Source organism: Micrococcus sp. SL257 (assembly GCF_026625585.1).
Taxonomy (GTDB): domain Bacteria; phylum Actinomycetota; class Actinomycetes; order Actinomycetales; family Micrococcaceae; genus Micrococcus; species Micrococcus luteus.
The window spans coordinates 1846153-1864942 of sequence record NZ_CP113053.1; the positions used below are offsets into that span (position 1 = coordinate 1846153).

The following is an 18790-nucleotide window of genomic DNA, read 5'->3' on the forward strand; positions in this document are numbered from 1 at the left end:
GGCGGCCGGCGTCGTCGCTGTAGGAACCCCACAACACGCGCCTAGGATGGAGCGCATGCCCGAGCCCCGCCCCGCCGCCCCTCGCCCCGTGAGCACCGACGGGCTGGCCCGCCTCCGGAGCCACCTGGGGGCACTGAACACGGCGGTGCTGCAGCGGCTGGACGCCACCCTGCCCTGGTACCGCCGACTCACCCCGGACGAGCGCAGCGCCCTCGGGCTCGTGGCCCAGCGCGCCCTGCAGGGCTTCCTCACGTGGTTCGAGCGGCCCACCTCCACGGGCCACGTCCTGCAGGACGTCTTCGGGCCCGCGCCCACCGATCTCACCCGGGCGATCTCGCTGCATCGGGCCCTCCAGCTCATCCGGACGATGGTGGACGTCGTCGAGACGCGGGTGCCGGAGCTGCTGGCCGAGCGCGACCAGGCGCCCGTCCGCGAGCACATCCTCCACTACTCGCGCGAGGTCGCGTTCGCGCTCGCAGACGTGTACGCCCGGGCCGCGGAGATGCGCGGCGCGATGGACTCGCGGCTCGAGTCGGTCCTGCTGGACGCGGTGCTGCGCGGGCAGGACCCGGACGAGATCCGGCACCGGGCCACCGCATTGGGCTGGCGTGGGGACCACGACGTGATGGTCATGGCCGGTCTCGCCCCGGGGCAGGACAAGCCCGCGTTCATCCCGGACCTGCGGCGGGCCGCGGCGAGGCTCGACTGCGACCTGCTCGTGGGCGTGCAGTCCGAACGGCTCGTCCTCGTGGTCGGCTCGGTGCGGGATGCGCGGGCGGTGGGCGAGGCGCTCGCGCCCTGGTTCGCGCCGGGACCGGTGATCGTGGGACCCGTCGTGGACTCGCTGGTCTCGGCGCACGTCTCGGCGCGGCACACCCTCGCCGGGCTCAGCGCCGCGGCCGCCCACCCCCGGGCGAGCCGGCCCACCCCGGCGGAGGACCTGCTGCCCGAGCGGGCGCTGCTGGGCGACCCCACGGCCCGGGAGGCCCTCGTGGACGGGGTGTTCACGCCCCTGGCCGACGCCGGCACCTCCCTGCTGGAGACCGTGGACGCATACGGCGCGCTGGGCCACTCGCTCGAGGGCACGGCCCGCGAGCTGTTCGTCCACGCGAACACCGTGCGGTACCGCCTCAAGCGGGTGGCCGAGGTGACCGGCTGGGACCCGCTGGTCCCCCGCGACGCGTACGTCCTGCAGACCGCGATCACCCTGGGCCGGCTCGCGGGGGCGCGGCAGACGACCGGGGACGGGTCGGACTGAGCCGGGGCGGCGCACACCCCCGCTTGTAGAAACCCTCCAAACCGACTCGCCGTGCTTCGTGGCGCGATCTGCCCGGATCGGCGGCCGATCCTGACACGATGGAGGAATGCTTGCCATCGTGTGCCCCGGACAGGGGTCCCAGACGCCCGGCTTCCTCGCCCCCTGGCTCGAGCTGGACGGGACCCGCGACCTGCTCGCGTCCCTCTCCGACGCCGCGGGCGTGGACCTGATCCGCCACGGCACCGAGTCGGACGAGGAGACCATCAAGGACACCGCCGTCGCCCAGCCGCTGATCGTGGCGGCCGGCCTGGTGGCCGCCGCGGCCCTCGAAGCGGACGCCGCCGCACCGGAGTCGACCGTCGTGACGGGCCACTCCGTGGGCGAGATCACCGCGGCCGCCGTCACCGGCGTGCTGTCGCCCGCTGAGGCCCTCTCGCTGGTGCGCGTGCGCGCCACCGGCATGGCCCGGGCCGCCGCGGCCACGCCCACGGGCATGGCCGCCGTCGTGGGTGGGGACCAGGACGAGGTCCTCGCGGCCATCGACGCGGCGGGCCTGACGCCCGCCAATGTCAACGGCGCCGGCCAGATCGTCGCCGCCGGCACCGCGGAGGCCCTCGGCGCGCTCGCCGAGTCCGCCCCCGCCCGCGCCCGCGTGATCCCGCTCAAGCTGGCCGGCGCGTTCCACACGGAGCACATGCGCCCCGCCGTGGACGACCTCGCGGCCCACGTCGCCGACCTCTCCCCCTCGGACCCGCGCCTGCCCCTGCTGTCCAACCGGGACGGCGAGGCCGTCGAGTCCGGCACGGACGTGCTCGCCCGGATCGTGGACCAGGTCACCCGCCCGGTCCGCTGGGACCTGTGCATGGCGACCATGGCCACGCGGCAGGTCACGGGCGTCCTGGAGCTGCTGCCCGGTGGCACACTGACCGGACTGGCCAAGCGCGGTCTCAAGGGCACCGCGCAGCTCGCCGTGAAGACCCCCGAGGACCTGGACGCCGCGCGGGCGTTCCTGGCCGAGCACTCGGCCTGAACCCCGCGCACCGCCCGGCAGAGAGAGGCACCATGACCGTCACCCTGAAGCAGCACGAGCGCCCCGCGGCCAGCCGCATCGTGGCCGTGGGCGCCTACCGCCCGGCGAACCTGGTCCCCAACGAGGACCTCATCGGCCCCATCGACTCGTCGGACGAGTGGATCCGCCAGCGCACCGGCATCGTCACGCGCCAGCGCGCCACGGCGGAGGAGACCGTGCCCGTCATGGCCGTGGGCGCCGCCCGGGAGGCCCTCGAGCGGGCCGGCCTGCAGGGCTCGGACCTGGACGCCGTGATCGTCTCGACCGTCACCTTCCCGCACGCCACCCCCTCGGCCGCGGCCCTCGTGGCGCACGAGATCGGGGCTACCCCGGCGCCCGCCTACGACGTCTCCGCCGCGTGCGCCGGCTACTGCTACGGCGTGGCCCAGGCCGACGCGCTCGTGCGTTCCGGCACCGCGCGGCACGTGCTCGTGGTCGGCGTCGAGCGCCTCTCCGACGTCGTGGATCCCACGGACCGCTCCATCTCCTTCCTCCTGGGCGACGGCGCGGGCGCCGTGATCGTGTCGGCCTCGGACGAGCCGGGCATCTCCCCCTCGGTGTGGGGCTCGGACGGGGAGCGCTGGTCCACGATCTCCATGACGCACTCGCAGCTGGAGCTCCGCGATGCCGTGGAGCACGCCCGCACCACGGGCGACGCCTCGGCGATCACCGGCGCGGAGGGGATGCTCTGGCCCACGCTGCGCCAGGACGGGCCCTCCGTCTTCCGCTGGGCCGTGTGGTCGATGGCGAAGGTGGCCCGCGAGGCCCTCGACGCCGCGGGCGTGGAGCCCGAAGACCTCGCCGCGTTCATCCCGCACCAGGCCAACATGCGGATCATCGACGAGTTCGCCAAGCAGCTGAAGCTGCCGGAGTCCGTCGTCGTGGCCCGGGACATCGCGGACGCCGGCAACACGTCGGCCGCGTCCATCCCGCTGGCCATGCACCGTCTGCTGGAGGAGAACCCCGAGCTCACCGGCGGCCTGGCCCTGCAGATCGGCTTCGGCGCCGGGCTGGTCTACGGCGCCCAGGTGGTCCGCCTCCCCTGAGGCGGCGCCGTCTGATTCACTGATCACGTACACCCCACACCCCTACCGAAGGAGACGCCCCATGGCTTCCAAGGAAGAGATCCTCGCCGGCCTCGCCGAGATCGTGAACGAGGAGACCGGCCTCGACACCGCCGAGGTGCAGCCGGAGAAGTCCTTCACGGACGATCTGGACATCGACTCGATCTCGATGATGACCATCGTGGTCAACGCCGAGGACAAGTTCGGCGTGAAGATCCCGGACGAGGAGGTCAAGAACCTCAAGACCGTCCAGGACGCCGTCGACTTCATCGACGGCGCCCAGGCCTGATCGGCCCACGACGGCGGCGGGCCCGGCCCGCCCCGTCCCCTCGGTGAGCGCCGGGGGCGCGTGAGCGCCCCCGGCGCCCGACACCCTCGACTTCCGGCACCCCGGCGCGCGCCGCGCGTCGTGCCGACGACACCCCTCCGCCCGATCCCCACTCGAGACCCAGAGGCAGCAGACCCATGACCCGCACCGCAGTGATCACCGGCCTCGGCGCCACCACGCCCATCGGCGGCGACGTGCCCACCTTCTGGTCCCACGCCCTGCAGGGCGTCTCCGGTGCGCGCACCATGGAGCACGACTGGGTGGAGAAGTACGAGCTGCCCGTCACCTTCGCGGCCGAGCTGACCGTGCCCACCTCCGAGGTCCTCTCCAAGGTGGAGCAGAAGCGCCAGGACCCGGCCACCCAGATGGCGACCGTCGCCGCGCGCGAGGCCTGGAAGGACGCCGGCCTCGAGGGCGCGGAGGTCGACGGCGACCGGCTCGCCGTGGCCTTCGGCACCGGCATCGGCGGCGTGTGGACCCTCCTGGACGGCTGGGACACCCTGCGCGAGCGCGGCCCGCGCCGCGTGCTGCCCATGACCGTCCCGATGCTCATGCCCAACGGCGCCGCCGGCGCGCTCTCCCTCGAGTTCGGCGCCCGCGCCGGCGCCCGCACCGTGGTGTCCGCGTGCGCCGCCGGCACCGAGGCGCTCGAGACCGCGCTGCTGCTCATCCGCTCCGGCCAGGCCGACGTCGTGATCTGCGGCGCCGCCGAGGCCGCCGTGCACCCGCTGCCGATGGCCGCGTTCGCCGCGATGCAGGCGCTGTCCAAGCGCAACGACGACCCGCAGGCCGCGTCCCGCCCCTACGACGTGGACCGCGACGGCTTCGTTCTCGGCGAGGGCGCCGGCGTCATGGTGATCGAGTCGGAGGAGCACGCGAAGACCCGCGGCGCCCGCGTGTACGCCGAGCTGGCCGGCGCGGGCGTCAGCTCCGACTCCCACCACATCACCGCGCCCGAGCCCGAGGGCCTGGGCGCGACCCGTGCGATGCGCGCCGCCCTGAGGTCGGCCGACATCACCCCCGAGGACGTGTGCCACGTGAACGCCCACGCGACGTCCACACCCAAGGGCGACGCCCCGGAGTACCTGGCCATGCGGGCCGTGTTCGGCGACCACCTGGACCAGGTGCAGGTCTCGGCCACGAAGTCCCAGACCGGCCACCTGCTGGGCGCCTCAGGCGCGATCGAGTCGATCCTGTCCGTGCTCGCCGTGCACCACGGCCAGGCGCCCGTGACCATCAACCTGGACCACCAGGACCCGGAGATCCCGCTGAACGTGGTCACCGGCTCCCCCGCCCGCCTGCCCGAGGGGCCGCGCGTGGCCGTGAAGAACTCGTTCGGGTTCGGCGGCCACAACGCGGTGGCCGTGTTCCGCAGCGTCTGAGCCGGAGCGCCGCCGGCCGGGCGAAGGCTCAGACAGCGCGGTGCAGCCAGCGCACGTTGGCGTGGGCGGCGGCCAGCCGGAACGGCTCGAGCTCGTCGTCCCAGGCCTCGCCGAGCGCGAGGGAGAGTTCGTGCATCAGCACGCTGGGGTCGCCCGCGCCGGCCTCGTAGGCGTACCGGATGCGGTCCTCGGAGACCATGATGTTGCCGGAGACGTCCGTGGTGGCATGGAAGATGCCGAGGTCCGGGGTGTGGGACCAGCGCGAGCCGTCGACCCCGGCGGACGGCTCCTCCGTGATCTCGAAGCGCAGGTGCGGCCAGCCACGCAGGGCGGAGGCCAGACGCGCGCCAGTGCCGGCGGGCGCCGTCCAGTGCACCTCGGCGCGGTGCTGGCCGGGCGCGACCGGCTGACCCTCCCACTCCACCGAGGTCGCGGGGCCGAGCACGGAGCTCAGCGCCCACTCCACGTGGGGGCAGAGGGCGGTGGGGGCGGAGAGGATGTGGACCACGCCGCGGGTTTGGGTGCTGGTCATGGATGCCTCCGGGGGTGCGATGCGGTGCGTCTTCCCCTACGACCACGTCGCGGCTCCGGTGGATCCTGGGGCCATTGTGCACCAGGGATGCCGGGCCGGCAACGAGGCGGTGCGCCGCCGCGCGTGTCGCGGTGGCGCAGTGGAGGGGCCGGGGGCGCTCCGGGGAGGCGTCAGGCGCGTGGGTGGGCCTGCCGGTAGCCCTCGCGGAGGCGATCGATCGAGACGTGCGTGTAGACCTGCGTGGTGCGCAGGGATGCATGGCCCAGCAGCTCCTGCACGCTGCGCAGGTCGGCGCCGCCGTCGAGGAGGTGGGTCGCGGCCGTGTGGCGCAGCGCGTGCGGCCCGCGGGCCGCGGTGTCCCCCAGGCCCTCGAGCGCCCGGTCGACGACGGTGCGCGCCTGGCGCACCCCCAGCCGGCCGCCGCGTGCGCCGAGGAAGAGGGCGGGGCCGGAGTCCGGCCGGGCCAGGCGGGGGCGACCGAGCCGCTGCCACGCCTGGAGGGCGCGGCCCGCGGGTGTGCCGTAGGGGACGGTGCGCTGCCGGTCTCCCTTGCCGGTCAGCCGGACGACGCCGCGGCCGGCCTCGAGGTCGTCCACGTCCAGGGCGGAGAGTTCGGCCACCCGGGCGCCCGTGGCGTAGAGCAGCTCGAGCAGGGCGGCGTCCCGCAGGGCCAGCGCGTGGGCGGCGGGGTCGTCGCCCGCGGCGGCCGCGTCCACACGCTCCTGGGCGGCCGCGAGGAGCCGGGTCGCCTGCTGCTCCTGGAGCACGTGGGGCAGCGTCCCCTCGGGCCGGGGCGAGCGCAGCCGCAGGGCGGGGTCGTCGGAGCGCAGGCCCTCGCGGCGCAGCCAGGCCGTGAAGGTGCGGACGGCGGCCACCCGGCGGGCCAGGGTCGCGCGGGCGAGGCCGGACCCGCTCATGTCCGCCAACCAGCCGCGCAGGTCCTCGATGTCCAGCTCGGGGAGGACGTCCGGTGCGCTGGGCCCGTGGCGAGCGGGAGCATCGTCGTCCACGGGGGGCGTCCCCGCGGTGGCGGCTGTGCCGGCGACGTAGTCGATGAGGGAATGCAGATCGGCGAGGTACGCGCGCACGGTCTGGGGGCTGCGGTTCCGCTCGTGGCGCAGGTGCTCCTCGAACGCCTCGAGCCAGGCCGTGTCCCGGGGCGAGGGGGCGCGCGGGGCCGGGGCGGGACGGACGGAGGACGACGGGGCCATCCCCCCACTCTGCCATCCGCGCCCCGGGCGACGCGGCCGGAGGTCATGCGCGCCGCCACCGGTCCTCGACCCGTTCGGCCAGGCCCGCCCGCTGCAGCCGGGACAGACAGGCCAGGACGGTGGGCAGCGCGAGCCCGGCGCTGACGGTGATCCGGTCGACGGGCACCGCCTGGCGCAGGGGCAGCGCCTCGTGGACGAGGGCCTCCTCCATCGTGAGCCCGTCGGTGGGCCGCGCGGCAGGCTCGGGAGCTGCCCGGGTGGACGACGGCCCACCCGCGCCGCCGCTCCGGGCGGGCCCCTGACCGAGCAGGGCAAGGGCCTCCTGCTCGGTGGTGACGAGACGGGCGGGGCTCTCCTGCAGCAGACGGTGGCAGCCGGCGGAGCTGGGCGAGGTCACGGGGCCGGGGACGACGCCCACCTCGCGGCCGAGGCCGAACGCGTGGCCCGCCGTGTTCTGCGCTCCCGACCGCCAGCGCGCCTCGACCACCAGCACGGCCCCCGCGAGCGCGGCGATGACTCGGTTGCGCTGCAGAAACCGGTAGCGCGTGGGGCTCGCCCCGGGCGGCATCTCGGACACGAGCAGCCCGGCGGCCATCACCGCGCGGAGCAGGTCCTCGTGGCCGGCCGGGTAGAACCGGTCGAGGCCGCCGGCCAGCACCGCCACCGTGGGCGGGACGCCGTCGCGATCCGCCGCGTCTCCCGGTGCGGCGAGCGCCTGCAGCGCGGCCCGGTGGGCGGCGCCGTCGATGCCGTACGCGCCGCCGGAGATCACGCACGCGCCCTGCTGGACGGCGTGGGCGGCACAGCGGGCGGTCACCGTCCGCCCGTACGCGGTCGCCTCCCGGCTGCCGACGACGGCGAGCATCCGGTCCGCGGGAGGCAGCGTTCCGGAGCCGCGGAACCACAGGCCCAGAGGCGCCTCCTCGCCCAGGTCCGCCAGGGCGGCGGGCCAGGCGTCGTCCTCGGGGATCAGCAGGCCTCCCCCGAGCCGGTGCAGAGTCACGAGGTCGCGCTCCGGCTCCAGTCGGGCGGCCCGGGGCGCCCAGCGGGCCAGGCCCGCGGCCCAGCGCCGGGGCAGCGTGTCGGGCGTGCCGGCGTGATCGGCGAGCAGATCGCGTTCGGCGGGCTGGATCGTCTCCCGGCCCGTGAGCAGGGCGAGCGCCCGCTCCGGCCCCAGCGCCGTGACGGTCTGCACCGCGAGCGCGTCCCCGGGCTCGACCAGCCGGGTCAGGGCGGCGCGGGCGAGCCGGGCGGCGTCCGGCCGGCGCGGCCCGGCGACGGGGACGTGGTCTGCCGCCGGGGTGACGTGGGTGGTCATGCGTCCTCCTCGTTCTGGTGGCGCAGCGTGAGTGCCACGTCGGTGTCCTCGGGTGCGGGCCGTTCGGCGCCGCGCAGGTCCGCCAGGGTCCAGGCGAGGCGGAGGACGCGGGCGTGGCCGCGCGCGCTCAGCAGGCCCTGGTCGACGGCGTCGTCCGCGGGCCGGCGGGCCGCCCGGGGCACGGCGTACGGGCCGTGCCGCAGCACCGCGGCGGGGACGTGCGCGTTGCGGCGCAGCCCGGACGGGACGAGCCCGCGCTCTGCGGCGGTGGCCCAGCGTTGGGCCTGGCGGTCGGCGGCCGCGGCGACCCGGGCGGCCACCTGCGAGGTGGTCTCGGAGGCGGGCGCCCCCGTGAGCTGCCGCGCGTCGACGGGCCGCACGGTGACCTGCAGGTCGACACGGTCCAGCAGCGGTCCGGAGAGCCGCTGGGCGTAGCGGCGGCGTTCGGGCACGCTGCACCGGCACTCGACGCCCGTGCCGCCGCCCTTGCCGCACGGGCAGGGGTTGGCGGCCAGCACGAGCTGGAACCGGGCCGGGTAGACGACGGCGCCGAGGGCCCGGTGCAGCAGCACCTCCCCGGACTCGAGGGGCTGGCGCAGCGCCTCGAGGGTGCGTCGTTCGAACTCGGGGGCCTCGTCCAGGAACAGCACGCCGCCGTGGGCGAGGGAGGCCGCTCCCGGCCGGGCGAGGCCGCTGCCGCCGCCCACGAGGGCCGAGCGGGACGCCGAGTGGTGGGGTGCCTCGAACGGCGGGGTCCGGTCGATGTCACCGTCGAACCCCTGGGCCGTCCCGCCCCTGCGCCGGACACGGGCGGCGCCGCCGCGGAGGGAGCGCAGGGCGGCGCACTCGAGCGCGGTGCGCCGGTCCAGGGGCGGCAGGATTCCGGGCAGGCGCTCGGCCAGCATGGTCTTGCCCGCCCCCGGGGCGCCCATGAGCAGCAGGTGGTGGGCGCCGGCGGCTGCGACCTCGAGGGCGAACCGGGCCTCGGCCTGCCCGGCGACCTCGGCGAGGTCGGGCACCGCACGGGCCGGCTCCGGTTCCGGGGCTGTCACCTGCCGTCGGGCCGGGCGGCGGGGCGCCTCTCCGTCCGGTTCCCCGCCGAAGGCGCGGATGACGTCGTGCAGATGGGCGAAGCCGCGGACCTCGGCGCCGGGGACCAGTCGGGCCTCGGCCTCCGCGTCCTCGGCGACGACGATCTCGGAGCACCCCGCGTCGACGGCGGCCATCACCATCGCCACGGTCTCCGGCGAGCGGTGCAGGGCGCCGTCGAGGCCGAGCTCGGCCAGGAACACGGGCCCCTCGACGTTCCGCACCCGCCCGTCCGCGGCGTAGGCCGCCAGGACGATCGCCAGGTCGTGGCAGGCGCCCCGCTTGTGCACCCCCGCCGGCAGCAGGTTCACGGTCAGGTGCCGCCGGGTCAGGGGCAGTCCGGCGTTGCGCGCGGCGGAGCGGATGCGGTCCCGGCTCTCCTGCAGCGCCTGGTCCGGCAGGCCGAGGAGGGTGAACCCGGGCAGGGACTGGGCGATGTCCGCCTCGACGTGCACGACCTCCCCGCGCAGACCCGCCAGCGTGATGGAGCGGGTGCGTCCGATGCCGCTCACGGCCGCACGTCCTGCAGCAGATCGAAGCGGATCCCGCCCGTGCGCGGCACCAGCACGGCGACGGCGTCGACGCGCCAGGGCGTTCCCCGGCGCTCTCCGGCGTGGGTCCGCACCCATGCCGCGGTGAGGCGGTGCAGCCGGGTGAGCTTGCGCCGGTCGATCGACTCGAACGGGTCGCCGAAGGCCAGGCCCGAGCGGGTCTTCACCTCGACGCCCACCCACCAGCCGGCGTGCTGGGCCACGATGTCCAGCTCTCCGGCCTCACCCCGCCAGTTGCGGTCGGCGATCACGTAGCCGCGCTCGGCGAGCCAGCGTGCGGCGGCGTCCTCGCCGAACCGGCCCAGCGCCGTGTGCGCGCGGCTGGCGCGCCTGTCTCCGGGCGGCTGCGCCCCGATCCGTTCCGCGGTCCCCGTCATCCCGACCACCTCCTGGGCACCAGGGTGGTCCCGAGCAGGGTCGCCGGGTCGGCGACGGCGGGGATTGTGCGGGGCCGGACGCCTGTGCAGGAGTGGACGTCGGCGTCCCGCCCTCGGGGCCGATCAGGCGTGGGTCAGCTCGGCAGCTGGCCGTCCGGCGGGACCGTCAGGTCCTCGGTGGGCAGCTCCTCGATGTTCACGTCCTTGAAGGTCAGCACCTTCACGCGCTTGATGAACCGCTGCGTGCGGTACACGTCCCACACCCAGGCGTCCTCGAGCAGGATCTCGAAGAACACGTCCCCGTCCGCCTGGCGGGGCGTCAGCTGCACGTCGTTGGCGAGGTAGAAGCGCCGCTCGGTCTCCACGACGTAGCGGAACAGGCCCACCACGTCCCGGTACTCGCGGTAGAGCAGCAGCTCGGCCTCGGCCTCGAAGTCCTCGACGTCGTCTGCGCTCATGACATGCCTCCTCAGTGTTCGCCGCGCACCCGCGACAGTCCGGGCACGCACGGCCTCCATCCTCCCCCGTCCGGGGGTCGCACGTCGAACGGGCGGCCGCGCCCGGCCCCGGGGGCTCAGTCGAACAGCGTGGGCGGCGCCTGCGCGGGCGCGTCCGGCAGCCCGAGGTTCCAGCTGCGCCGGTGCTGCTCGCTCGCCCCGCGCTCGGCCAGGGCGGCCCGGTGCGCGGCTGAGCCGTACCCCTTGTTCCCGGCCCATCCGTACCCCGGGTGCGCCGCGTCGAGGGCGATAATGACGTCGTCGCGGGCCACCTTCGCGGCGATCGACGCGGCCGCCACCGTCGCGCACCGGTCCTCGGCCCGCACCAGCATCGTGGGCTCGGGCGGCAGCGGGCGCGGCGCGGGCGCGGGGCCGGCGTCGGGATCGGAGCGGCTCAGCCAGTCGTCCCGGCCGTCGAGCACGAGGGCGACCGGCTCCTGCCCCACCGCGGCGCACAGCGCCGCCCACGCCCGTCGCCCGGCGAGGCCGAGGGCCGCCGAGATCCCCAGCGCGTCGATCTCCGCGGGGCCGGCCTCGCCCAGCGCCACCCCGGCCGCCCAGTCCTCGATCTGCGGGACCAGGGCGCGCCGGCGTCGGTCCGTGAGCGCCTTGGAGTCGCGCACCGGAGGGATCTGCCCGGCGGCGGGCAGCCACGCGGCGCACACCCCGACGACGACGGGCCCGGCCAGCGCGCCCCGGCCCACCTCGTCCATGCCCGCCACCAGCACCCGGTCCGCTCCCCGCGCGGCGAGGGCCGGCGCGGCCAGCCCCGCCTCGACGTCCAGGCCGGCGCGCACCGTCGGCCGGCCACCGCCCCGGCGGGCGGTCACGTGCGAGCCTCCGGCGCGGGCGCGTCCGGCACGGTGGCGAACGCGTCGGGGTCGGTGCCGGCGCCGCCGATCCGGTCCAGCGGCCAGACCACGAACCGGGCGCGGCCCACCACGTCGTCGAGGGCCACGAACCCGCCCCCGGGCCCGGCGCGGTGCGCGCGGGAGTCCGCCGACGCCGAGCGATGGTCGCCGAGCACCCACAGTCGCCCCGCGGGGACGGTCACCTCGAACGCCTCCTGCGCGGGCGTCTCCCCCGGCGCGAGGTACGGCTCATCCACGGGCACCCCGTTCACGCGCAGCGTCTCCTCGCCGGGCGTCCAGGAGACGGTGTCCCCCGGCAGCCCGACGGCCCGCTTGATCACGTGGCCGCCCCCGGGCAGCCAGCCCTTCGTGTCTTCGAACACCACCACGTCACCGCGGCGCACCGGGAACGGGTCCGGGGTGAGCAGCGTGGCGACCACGCGGTCGCCGGCCTGCAGCCCGGGCTCCATGGACGAGGACGGGATGGCGTACATGCGCGCCAGGAAGGCCCACGCCAGCACGCAGGCGAGTACGGTCACGGCGGCGGCGATCAGCGCGGTGCGGCGCCCCGTCACGGCGTGTCCCCGGAGGGGGCGTCCACGGTCCCGCGGCGGGCCAGGGGCCACACGATCTCCGCGGCCCGGCCCTCGACCCGCTCGAGCGGGATGAGCCCGCCGCCGGGGGCGCCCAGCAGTGCGCGGGAGTCCCGGGAGGCGGCGCGGTGGTCGCCCAGGACGACCATGCGCCCGTCGGGCACCTCGAAGGACCAGGTCCCTGCCGCGGCCGGCTCGTCTGCGGTCACGGGCCTGCCGAGATACGGCTCGTTCAGCGGCTCACCGTTGCGCAGCAGCCGGCCGTCCGGGGCGCAGCACTCGAGGCGGTCCCCCGGCAGGGCCAGCACGCGCTTGACGAAGACGTCCTCGGCCGCGCCGACACCCCACCACCGGGCGACGTCCTCGAGGCCGCGCTCGAGCGATCCGGCCGAACGGTACGGCGCCAGGCTGCCGGCGCCGTCGAACACCACCACGTCGCCGTGGTGCAGGCCCTGCCCGCCGGCCGCGGCGGCCTCCACCCGCACGCGGTCGCCGGGCTGCAGGGTCGGCTCCATCGACCCGGAGGGGATGAGGTAGACGGGGCCGGTGAGGGCTCGCAGCACCGCGGCCACCACGACGGCGGCCACCACGGTCAGGCCGAGCCACGCCCACCAGCGGCTCGTGCCGGAGGCGGGGGCCGCCGTCGGGCCCGAGGAGGAGCCGGCCCCGGACGCGACGGAGCCCCGTGACCGGCGGGGGTCACGGGGCTCCGAGGTGCGCATGGGTCGATCACCGGTCGGCGGGGCCGACCGGGATGATCACTTGGCGTCGGCGCGCTTCTCGCGGATGCGGGCGGCCTTGCCGTGGCGGTCGCGCATGTAGTACAGCTTCGCGCGGCGCACGTCGCCCTTGGTGACGACCTCGATCTTGTCGATGACCGGGGAGTGCACCGGGAACACGCGCTCCACGCCGATGCCGAAGGACACCTTGCGGACGCGGAAGGTCTCGCGCACGCCGTAGCCCTGACGGCCCATGACGTAGCCCTGGAACACCTGGACGCGGGCGGTCTTGCCCTCGATGATGTTCACGTGCACCTTGACGGTGTCGCCGGGGGCGAACTCCGGGATGTCGTCGCGCAGCGTCTTCTTGTCGAACGAGTCGAGAATGTGCATGTCATCTCTCCTGGCGGATGCCACAGGTCAACCGCGTGGTATGCGGGCGCACGGCCCGTCCACGTCCGCATGACGAGGGGGCCGGGTCCCGAGCCGAGGGCCGGGCTCCGCACGTGGGGTGCGGTCCCGGGGTCCGATCCGTTGACGCGCGCCCCCTGTGGCAGGTCGGGCGTCCGGCGGACGCGAGGATCCATTATGCCACAGCCGACGACGTCGCGACGCCCCTCCGGCCCGTCGGGCGCGGCGGGTCAGGCCTCGGAGCCGTACGCCGCCCACAGGTCCGGTCGCCGCTCGCGCGTGCGCTCCTTCTGCTGGGCCCGACGCCAGGCCGCGACCTTGCCGTGGTCGCCCGAGAGCAGCACGGGCGGCACCGCACGGCCCCGCCAGTCCGCGGGCTTGGTGTAGACCGGGTACTCCAGCAGGCCGTCCTCGTGGGACTCCTCGACGAGCGAGGCCGGGTTGCCCACGACGCCCGGCACGAGGCGGCCGACGGCCTCGATCATCGCCAGCGCCGCGACCTCGCCGCCGTTGAGCACGTAGTCGCCCAGCGAGACCAGCCGCACCTCGAAGAGCTCCTCGGCCCAGCCGAAGACGCGCTCGTCGATCCCCTCGTAGCGGCCGCACGCGATCGCCACGTGCTCCCGGCCCGCCAGTTCCCGGGCGAACCGCTGGGTGAAGCGCTCCCCCGAGGGCGTCGGCACGAGCAGCACGGGGCGGTCCCCGGCTCCGCCGACGACGACTCGGCGGGGGCCGGTGACACGGGCCCCTGGGCCGCCACGTGCTCGAGCGCGAGCGCCCACGGCTCCGGTTTCATCACCATGCCGGCGCCGCCGCCGTAGGGCGTGTCGTCCACGGTGCGGTGCCGGTCGAAGGTGAAGTCGCGCAGGTCGTGGACGTGCACGTCCACGAGGCCCTCGCGGCGGGCACGGCCCAGCAGCGAGACGTCGAGCACCGCGAGGTACTCGGGGAAGATCGTGACGACGTCGAAGCGCACCGCTCAGTCCTCCGCATCCGCATCGGCGGGCCCGTCTACGGCGCCCTCGTCCTCGCCGGTGGCGAGCTCGAGCAGCCCCGGCGGCGGGGTCAGCACGAGCACGCCGGCCTCGGAGTCGATCTCCGGGACGATCTCCTCGACGAAGGGCACCAGGGCCTCCTCCTCGACGCCGTCCAACGCGACGTGCAGCAGATCCTGGACCGCCCCGGTGGTCAGGGCCGTGACGACGCCGACGCGCTCGCCGTCGACCCGCACCTCGAGGTCCACGAGGTCCTCCTCGTACCACTCGTCGGACTCCTCGGGCGCGGCGGGAACGGCGAACAGCTGGGCGCCGCGCAGGGTCTCGGCGACGTTGCGGTCCGGCGACTCCTCGAAGCCGACCACAAGGATCTGCTTGTTCCACCGGGCGCGGGTGACGGTGAGCTCCGCCGGCAGGCCCGGGGCGCCGTCGCGCACCACGAGGCGCTCGCCGGGGGCGAAGCGGGCATCCGGGTCGTCGGTGAAGACCTGCACGGTCACCTCGCCGCGGATGCCGTGCGGCTTGCCGATGCGGGCGACGCGGACGAGGTCGTCCTGGGCTGCGGGACTCATGGGCTCTCCTGGGTGGGACGGTCGGTGGCGGGAGGGGGCGGGGCCGGAAGACGACGACGGCCCGCCGGCCCGGTGAGGGGCGGGCGGGCCGTGCGTCACGGGCCGTCAGGAGCGGCGGTCGGTCTCCACCACGTCCACGCGGACGGGGTGGCCGGCCAGGCCGTCCAGCACGGTGCGCAGCGCGGTGGCGGTGCGACCCTGGCGGCCGATCACGCGACCCAGGTCCTCGGGGGCCACGCGGACCTCCAGCATGTCGCCGCGCCGCTGGGAGCGGGCGTCCACGCGGACCGCCTCGGGCGTGTCCACGATGCCGCGCACCAGGTGCTCGAGGGCCTCGGTCAGCATGGTCACTCGGACTTCTCGGCGTCCTCGGCCGGAGCCTCAGCGGCCTCCTCGGCCGGGGCCTCGTCGGCCTGCTCGGACTCGGCCGGGGCCTCCTCCTGCTTCGGCTCCTCCGGCAGGATGACCGAGCCCTTCTCGGGGGCCACGAAGGCCTCCTTCTCGGACTTGGACTTCAGGGTGCCCTCGGCGCCCGACTCGCCCTTGAACTTCTGCCAGTCACCGGTGACCTTCAGCAGCGCGGCGACCTGCTCGGTCGGCTGGGCGCCGACGGAGAGCCAGTACTGGGCGCGCTCCGAGTCGATCTCGATGAACGAGGGCTCCTCGGTGGGGTGGTACTTGCCGATCTCCTCGATGGCACGGCCATCGCGGCGGGTGCGCGAGTCCATGACGACGACGCGGTAGAACGGGGCGCGGATCTTGCCGAACCGCTTCAGACGAATCTTGACAGCCACGAGTGTGGTTCTCCTTCAGTGGATCTGGGGGGCCGGGGCACGACGCCGCGTGGGGGCAGCGGGCGTCGACGACCTGGCACACGGAACGGAGCGCAGCGGAGGATAGAGGGTCGTCCGGGCTCACGCTCAGTACCGTGCCATTCTGCCAGATCGGGCGGGCCGGTGCACACCCGGCGCGCCGCGACCGGGCAGCGGGCGACTCAGCGGTCCTTCAGGTACTTCTCGAAGCCCGCCGGCAGGTTGAGGGTGGACGGGTCGAAGCCGTCCATCCCCGCGCCGTCGCGGCCGAACACGGCCCCGGCCTGCGCCTGGGCGGCACGGGCGCGCCGCTCCTCGATCGCCTTGCGCTCGGCCGCGGCCTTGGCCGGGTTGCCGGACTTCACGCGATCGCGCTTGGCGTTCTTGCCCTTGCCCTTCGCCTTGCGGGAGGCGCCGCCCGGCATCCCGGGCATGCCCGGGATGCCGCCGCCGGCGGCCATGCGCTTCATCATCTTCTGCGCCTCCGCGAAGCGCTCGAGCAGGCCGTTGACCTCGGACACGCTCACGCCCGAGCCGCGGGCGATGCGGGCACGGCGGGAGCCGTTGATGATCTTGGGGGCCACGCGCTCGTGCGGGGTCATCGAGTGGATGATCGCCTCGACGCGGCCGATCGACGACTCGTCGAACTGCTCGAGCTGCTGCCGCATGCCCTGGGCGCCCGGCATCATCATGAGCATCTTCTTCAGCGAGCCCATCTTCTTGAGCTGCTGCATCTGGGCGAGGAAGTCGTCGAGGGTGAAGTCCTCCTGGTCCGCGAACTTGCGGGCCATCTTCTCGGCCTCGCTGCGGTCCCAGTTCTGCTCGGCCTGCTCGATCAGGGAGAGCACATCGCCCATGTCGAGGATGCGCGAGGCCATGCGGTCCGGGTGGAAGACCTCGAAGTCCTTCAGGCCCTCGCCCGTGGAGGCGAACATGATCGGCTTGCCGGTCACGTGGCGGACGGACAGGGCGGCGCCGCCGCGCGCGTCGCCGTCGAGCTTGGTGAGCACGACGCCGGTGAAGCCGACGCCCTCGTTGAACGCCTGGGCCGTGGCCACGGCGTCCTGGCCGATCATCGCGTCGATGACGAAGAGCACCTCGTCCGGGTCCACGGCGGCGCGGATGTCCGCGGCCTGCTGCATGAGCTCGGCGTCCACGCCGAGGCGGCCGGCGGTGTCGATGATGACCACGTCGTGGTACTTCGTGTTGGCCTCGGCGACGCCGTCGCGGGCCACCTGCACCGGGTCGCCGGTGGCGGCCTCGAACTCGGAGGAGACGCCGGGGTGCGGCGCGTAGACCGGGACGCCGGCGCGCTCGCCGCCGACCTGCAGCTGCTTCACGGCGTTCGGGCGCTGGAGGTCGCAGGCCACGAGCAGCGGGGTGTGGCCCTGGGACTTGAGCAGGTGGGCGAGCTTGCCGGCGAGGGTCGTCTTGCCGGCGCCCTGCAGGCCCACGAGCATGATGACGGTGGTGCCCGTCTTGGCGTGCTGGATGCGCCGGGTCTCGCCGCCGAGGATGCCCACGAGCTCCTCGTTGACGATCTTCACGACCTGCTGGCCCGGGTTCAGGGCCTGGGCCACCTCGGCTCCGAGGGCGCGCTCCTTGATCTGCGCGATGAACTGGCGGACCACGGGCACGGCGACGTCGGCGTCCAGGAGGGCGCGGCGGATCTCGCGTGCGGTGGCGTCGATGTCCGCCTCGCTCAGCCGCCCCTTGCCCTTGAGGCTGCGGAAGGTGGCTGTGAGGCGGTCGGACAGGGAGTTGAACACGGCGGGTGTGATCCTTCGAAGCGGGGTCGACTGATCCGGACGCGGTCGGTCGCGGGCGCCGCGGCATCCACCGCGGCGCCCGCCAAGCCTAGCAACCGACCGGCCTCACCCGTCCGCGGCGGCTCACCGCGCCTCCGCGGGGACGGGCACCCCGCCGAAGCCGACGTCGTAGGCCGACTCGTCGTGCAGGGTCAGATCGACGCCCCGCTCCTCGTCCTCCTTGCTCACCCGCAGGCCCATGGTCCCGCGCAGGACCAGGGCGATGACCGTGGTCACCACGGCGGTGAAGACCACGGCGACGAGCACGGCCACCGTCTGGGCCACCAGGAGACCGGCGTCTCCGCCGTAGAACAGGCCCGCCCGGCCCTCGTCCGGCAGGGCGAAGAAGCCGATCAGCACGGTGCCCAGGATGCCGGAGGTGAGGTGCACGCCGACGACGTCGAGCGAATCGTCGAAGCCGAGGCGGTACTTGAGGTTGACCGCGAGCGCGCTGGCCGCACCGGAGACCAGGCCGATCACCACGGCCCCCAGGGGGCTCACATAGGCGCACGCGGGCGTGATGGCGACCAGTCCCGAGACGATCCCGGACGCGGTGCCGATCGAGGTCGGCCGGCCGCGGCGCAGCCACTCCACGAACACCCAGCCGAGCATGCCGGCGGCGCCGGCGGCGAGGGTGTCCACCCAGATCAGTCCGAGCTCGTCGACGCCGCCCGCCGCGCCCCCGTTGAACCCGAACCAGCCGAACCACAGCAGGGCCGCGCCGAGCATGGTGAACGGGACGTTGTGCGGCCGGTGGCCGGGGTCCACGCCGAAGCCGTGGCGCTTGCCCAGCAGCAGCGCGAGCACGAGGGCGGCCACGCCGGCGCTGATGTGCACCACGAGCCCGCCGGCGAAGTCGAGGGCCTCCCCCAGGCGGGCGCCGATGGCGCCGTCCGCGGAGAGGAGCCCGCCGCCCCACACCATGTAGGCCAGCGGCGCGTAGACGACGGTGGTCCAGACGGGCACGAAGACGCACCACGTGACGAACTTGAAGCGGTCGGCCACCGCGCCGGAGATGAGGGCGACCGCGATGATCGCGAAGGTGGCGCCGTAGGCCGCGGCGACGAGCCCGCCCTCGGCCATCGTGCCGGTCAACCCGAGGTCACCGGCGGGGTTCCCCACCACCCCGGCCCACCCGTCGCCGCCGGTCATCCCGTGGACCCACAGGACCCAGACGACTCCGACGAGGCCCATCGAGACGAAGGACATCATGATCATGTTGAGCGAGGACTTCGCGCGGGTCATGCCGCCGTAGAAGATGGCCAGCCCGGGTGTCATGAGCAGGACCATCGCCGCGCTCGTCACCATCCACACTGTCCCTGCGTCCAGGACGTTCGACTCCTCCATGGGGGT

Annotated in this window: 20 protein-coding genes and 1 pseudogene; 5 read left to right on the forward strand and 16 right to left on the reverse strand. The window is 75.0% G+C overall.

Annotation, left to right across the window (positions count from 1 at the left end; all coding sequences use genetic code 11):
• Window positions 1–55 precede the first annotated feature (55 nt).
• The 5 genes from OVA32_RS08545 (at window position 56) to fabF (ending at window position 5101) form a co-directional block, all read left to right on the forward strand.
• Window positions 56–1258, forward strand: a complete 1203-nt coding sequence (locus OVA32_RS08545; protein ID WP_049145790.1) for a PucR family transcriptional regulator — start codon at window positions 56–58, stop codon at window positions 1256–1258.
• 106 nt (window positions 1259–1364) lie between these two features.
• Window positions 1365–2288 carry an ACP S-malonyltransferase gene (locus tag OVA32_RS08550; protein ID WP_185194696.1) on the forward strand — a complete coding sequence of 308 codons (924 nt, stop codon included), beginning with the start codon at window positions 1365–1367 and terminating at the stop codon, window positions 2286–2288.
• Window positions 2289–2320: 32 nt separating this feature from the next.
• The gene (locus tag OVA32_RS08555; RefSeq protein ID WP_020624511.1) at window positions 2321–3373 is read left to right on the forward strand and encodes a beta-ketoacyl-ACP synthase III; all 1053 of its coding nucleotides are present in this window, start codon (window positions 2321–2323) and stop codon (window positions 3371–3373) included.
• 61 nt (window positions 3374–3434) lie between these two features.
• Window positions 3435–3680, forward strand: coding sequence for an acyl carrier protein (locus OVA32_RS08560; protein WP_010078906.1), 246 nt, complete (start codon window positions 3435–3437; stop codon window positions 3678–3680).
• Between the two features lie 176 nt (window positions 3681–3856).
• The gene (gene fabF, locus OVA32_RS08565; protein WP_020624512.1) at window positions 3857–5101 is read left to right on the forward strand and encodes a beta-ketoacyl-ACP synthase II; all 1245 of its coding nucleotides are present in this window, start codon (window positions 3857–3859) and stop codon (window positions 5099–5101) included.
• A gap of 28 nt (window positions 5102–5129) precedes the next feature.
• On the opposite strand, the gene OVA32_RS08570 is transcribed toward fabF, so the two are convergent.
• The 16 genes and pseudogenes from OVA32_RS08570 to OVA32_RS08645 all read right to left on the reverse strand — a co-directional run bounded on the left by OVA32_RS08570 (window position 5130) and on the right by OVA32_RS08645 (window position 18784).
• Entirely contained in the window at window positions 5130–5633 is a 504-nt protein-coding gene (locus OVA32_RS08570) for a DUF3145 domain-containing protein (RefSeq protein WP_020624513.1), read from the reverse strand.
• A 170-nt stretch (window positions 5634–5803) separates the two neighbouring features.
• Window positions 5804–6844 carry a tyrosine recombinase XerC gene (locus OVA32_RS08575; protein ID WP_020624514.1) on the reverse strand — a complete coding sequence of 347 codons (1041 nt, stop codon included), beginning with the start codon at window positions 6842–6844 and terminating at the stop codon, window positions 5804–5806.
• A gap of 43 nt (window positions 6845–6887) precedes the next feature.
• Complete coding sequence (locus OVA32_RS08580) at window positions 6888–8162, reverse strand: DNA-processing protein DprA (RefSeq protein WP_020624515.1); 1275 nt, start codon at window positions 8160–8162, stop codon at window positions 6888–6890.
• Window positions 8159–9763, reverse strand: a complete 1605-nt coding sequence (locus OVA32_RS08585) for a YifB family Mg chelatase-like AAA ATPase (RefSeq protein WP_041103126.1) — start codon at window positions 9761–9763, stop codon at window positions 8159–8161. Before OVA32_RS08585 ends, OVA32_RS08580 begins: the two co-directional genes overlap by 4 nt.
• Window positions 9760–10179 (reverse strand): YraN family protein, encoded by a 420-nt coding sequence (locus tag OVA32_RS08590; RefSeq protein ID WP_041103128.1) that lies wholly within the window; start codon window positions 10177–10179, stop codon window positions 9760–9762. The genes OVA32_RS08585 and OVA32_RS08590 overlap by 4 nt, the downstream gene beginning before the upstream one ends.
• A gap of 134 nt (window positions 10180–10313) precedes the next feature.
• The gene (locus OVA32_RS08595; protein WP_041103130.1) at window positions 10314–10637 is read right to left on the reverse strand and encodes a DUF2469 domain-containing protein; all 324 of its coding nucleotides are present in this window, start codon (window positions 10635–10637) and stop codon (window positions 10314–10316) included.
• 116 nt (window positions 10638–10753) lie between these two features.
• Window positions 10754–11506, reverse strand: a complete 753-nt coding sequence (locus OVA32_RS08600) for a ribonuclease HII (protein WP_041103132.1) — start codon at window positions 11504–11506, stop codon at window positions 10754–10756.
• Window positions 11503–12102: a signal peptidase I gene (gene lepB / locus OVA32_RS08605; RefSeq protein ID WP_267714062.1), complete on the reverse strand. Its 600-nt coding sequence runs from the start codon at window positions 12100–12102 to the stop codon at window positions 11503–11505. Before lepB (OVA32_RS08605) ends, OVA32_RS08600 begins: the two co-directional genes overlap by 4 nt.
• A complete protein-coding gene (gene lepB, locus OVA32_RS08610; protein WP_020625066.1) occupies window positions 12099–12842 on the reverse strand; it encodes a signal peptidase I in 744 nt (247 codons plus the stop codon). The genes lepB (OVA32_RS08605) and lepB (OVA32_RS08610) overlap by 4 nt, the downstream gene beginning before the upstream one ends.
• 36 nt (window positions 12843–12878) lie before the next feature.
• Window positions 12879–13232: a 50S ribosomal protein L19 gene (gene rplS / locus OVA32_RS08615; protein WP_002853821.1), complete on the reverse strand. Its 354-nt coding sequence runs from the start codon at window positions 13230–13232 to the stop codon at window positions 12879–12881.
• Between the two features lie 248 nt (window positions 13233–13480).
• Window positions 13481–14226: pseudogene (gene trmD / locus OVA32_RS08620) on the reverse strand (tRNA (guanosine(37)-N1)-methyltransferase TrmD).
• Window positions 14227–14229: 3 nt separating this feature from the next.
• On the reverse strand, window positions 14230–14817 hold the full coding sequence (gene rimM, locus OVA32_RS08625; protein ID WP_185194695.1) for a ribosome maturation factor RimM: 588 nt from the start codon (window positions 14815–14817) through the stop codon (window positions 14230–14232).
• A gap of 105 nt (window positions 14818–14922) precedes the next feature.
• On the reverse strand, window positions 14923–15162 hold the full coding sequence (locus OVA32_RS08630) for an RNA-binding protein (protein WP_029248213.1): 240 nt from the start codon (window positions 15160–15162) through the stop codon (window positions 14923–14925).
• A 2-nt stretch (window positions 15163–15164) separates the two neighbouring features.
• The gene (gene rpsP, locus OVA32_RS08635) at window positions 15165–15611 is read right to left on the reverse strand and encodes a 30S ribosomal protein S16 (RefSeq protein WP_044659141.1); all 447 of its coding nucleotides are present in this window, start codon (window positions 15609–15611) and stop codon (window positions 15165–15167) included.
• 200 nt (window positions 15612–15811) lie between these two features.
• Window positions 15812–17398: a signal recognition particle protein gene (gene ffh / locus OVA32_RS08640; RefSeq protein ID WP_115165098.1), complete on the reverse strand. Its 1587-nt coding sequence runs from the start codon at window positions 17396–17398 to the stop codon at window positions 15812–15814.
• 123 nt (window positions 17399–17521) lie between these two features.
• Window positions 17522–18784, reverse strand: coding sequence for an ammonium transporter (locus tag OVA32_RS08645; protein WP_127435078.1), 1263 nt, complete (start codon window positions 18782–18784; stop codon window positions 17522–17524).
• Window positions 18785–18790: the final 6 nt, after the last annotated feature.

What these genes read in the sequence shown, in the direction of transcription:
- OVA32_RS08545 (WP_049145790.1), top strand. Translation starts at nt 56, where the DNA reads ATGCCCGAGCCCCGCCCCGCCGCCCCTCGCCCCGTGAGCACCGACGGG.
- OVA32_RS08550 (WP_185194696.1), top strand. Translation starts at nt 1,365, where the DNA reads ATGCTTGCCATCGTGTGCCCCGGACAGGGGTCCCAGACGCCCGGCTTC.
- OVA32_RS08555 (WP_020624511.1), top strand. Translation starts at nt 2,321, where the DNA reads ATGACCGTCACCCTGAAGCAGCACGAGCGCCCCGCGGCCAGCCGCATC.
- OVA32_RS08560 (WP_010078906.1), top strand. Translation starts at nt 3,435, where the DNA reads ATGGCTTCCAAGGAAGAGATCCTCGCCGGCCTCGCCGAGATCGTGAAC.
- fabF (WP_020624512.1), top strand. Translation starts at nt 3,857, where the DNA reads ATGACCCGCACCGCAGTGATCACCGGCCTCGGCGCCACCACGCCCATC.
- OVA32_RS08570 (WP_020624513.1), bottom strand. Translation starts at nt 5,633, where the DNA reads ATGACCAGCACCCAAACCCGCGGCGTGGTCCACATCCTCTCCGCCCCC.
- OVA32_RS08575 (WP_020624514.1), bottom strand. Translation starts at nt 6,844, where the DNA reads ATGGCCCCGTCGTCCTCCGTCCGTCCCGCCCCGGCCCCGCGCGCCCCC.
- OVA32_RS08580 (WP_020624515.1), bottom strand. Translation starts at nt 8,162, where the DNA reads ATGACCACCCACGTCACCCCGGCGGCAGACCACGTCCCCGTCGCCGGG.
- OVA32_RS08590 (WP_041103128.1), bottom strand. Translation starts at nt 10,179, where the DNA reads ATGACGGGGACCGCGGAACGGATCGGGGCGCAGCCGCCCGGAGACAGG.
- OVA32_RS08595 (WP_041103130.1), bottom strand. Translation starts at nt 10,637, where the DNA reads ATGAGCGCAGACGACGTCGAGGACTTCGAGGCCGAGGCCGAGCTGCTG.
- lepB (WP_020625066.1), bottom strand. Translation starts at nt 12,842, where the DNA reads ATGCGCACCTCGGAGCCCCGTGACCCCCGCCGGTCACGGGGCTCCGTC.
- rplS (WP_002853821.1), bottom strand. Translation starts at nt 13,232, where the DNA reads ATGCACATTCTCGACTCGTTCGACAAGAAGACGCTGCGCGACGACATC.
- rimM (WP_185194695.1), bottom strand. Translation starts at nt 14,817, where the DNA reads ATGAGTCCCGCAGCCCAGGACGACCTCGTCCGCGTCGCCCGCATCGGC.
- OVA32_RS08630 (WP_029248213.1), bottom strand. Translation starts at nt 15,162, where the DNA reads ATGCTGACCGAGGCCCTCGAGCACCTGGTGCGCGGCATCGTGGACACG.
- OVA32_RS08645 (WP_127435078.1), bottom strand. Translation starts at nt 18,784, where the DNA reads ATGGAGGAGTCGAACGTCCTGGACGCAGGGACAGTGTGGATGGTGACG.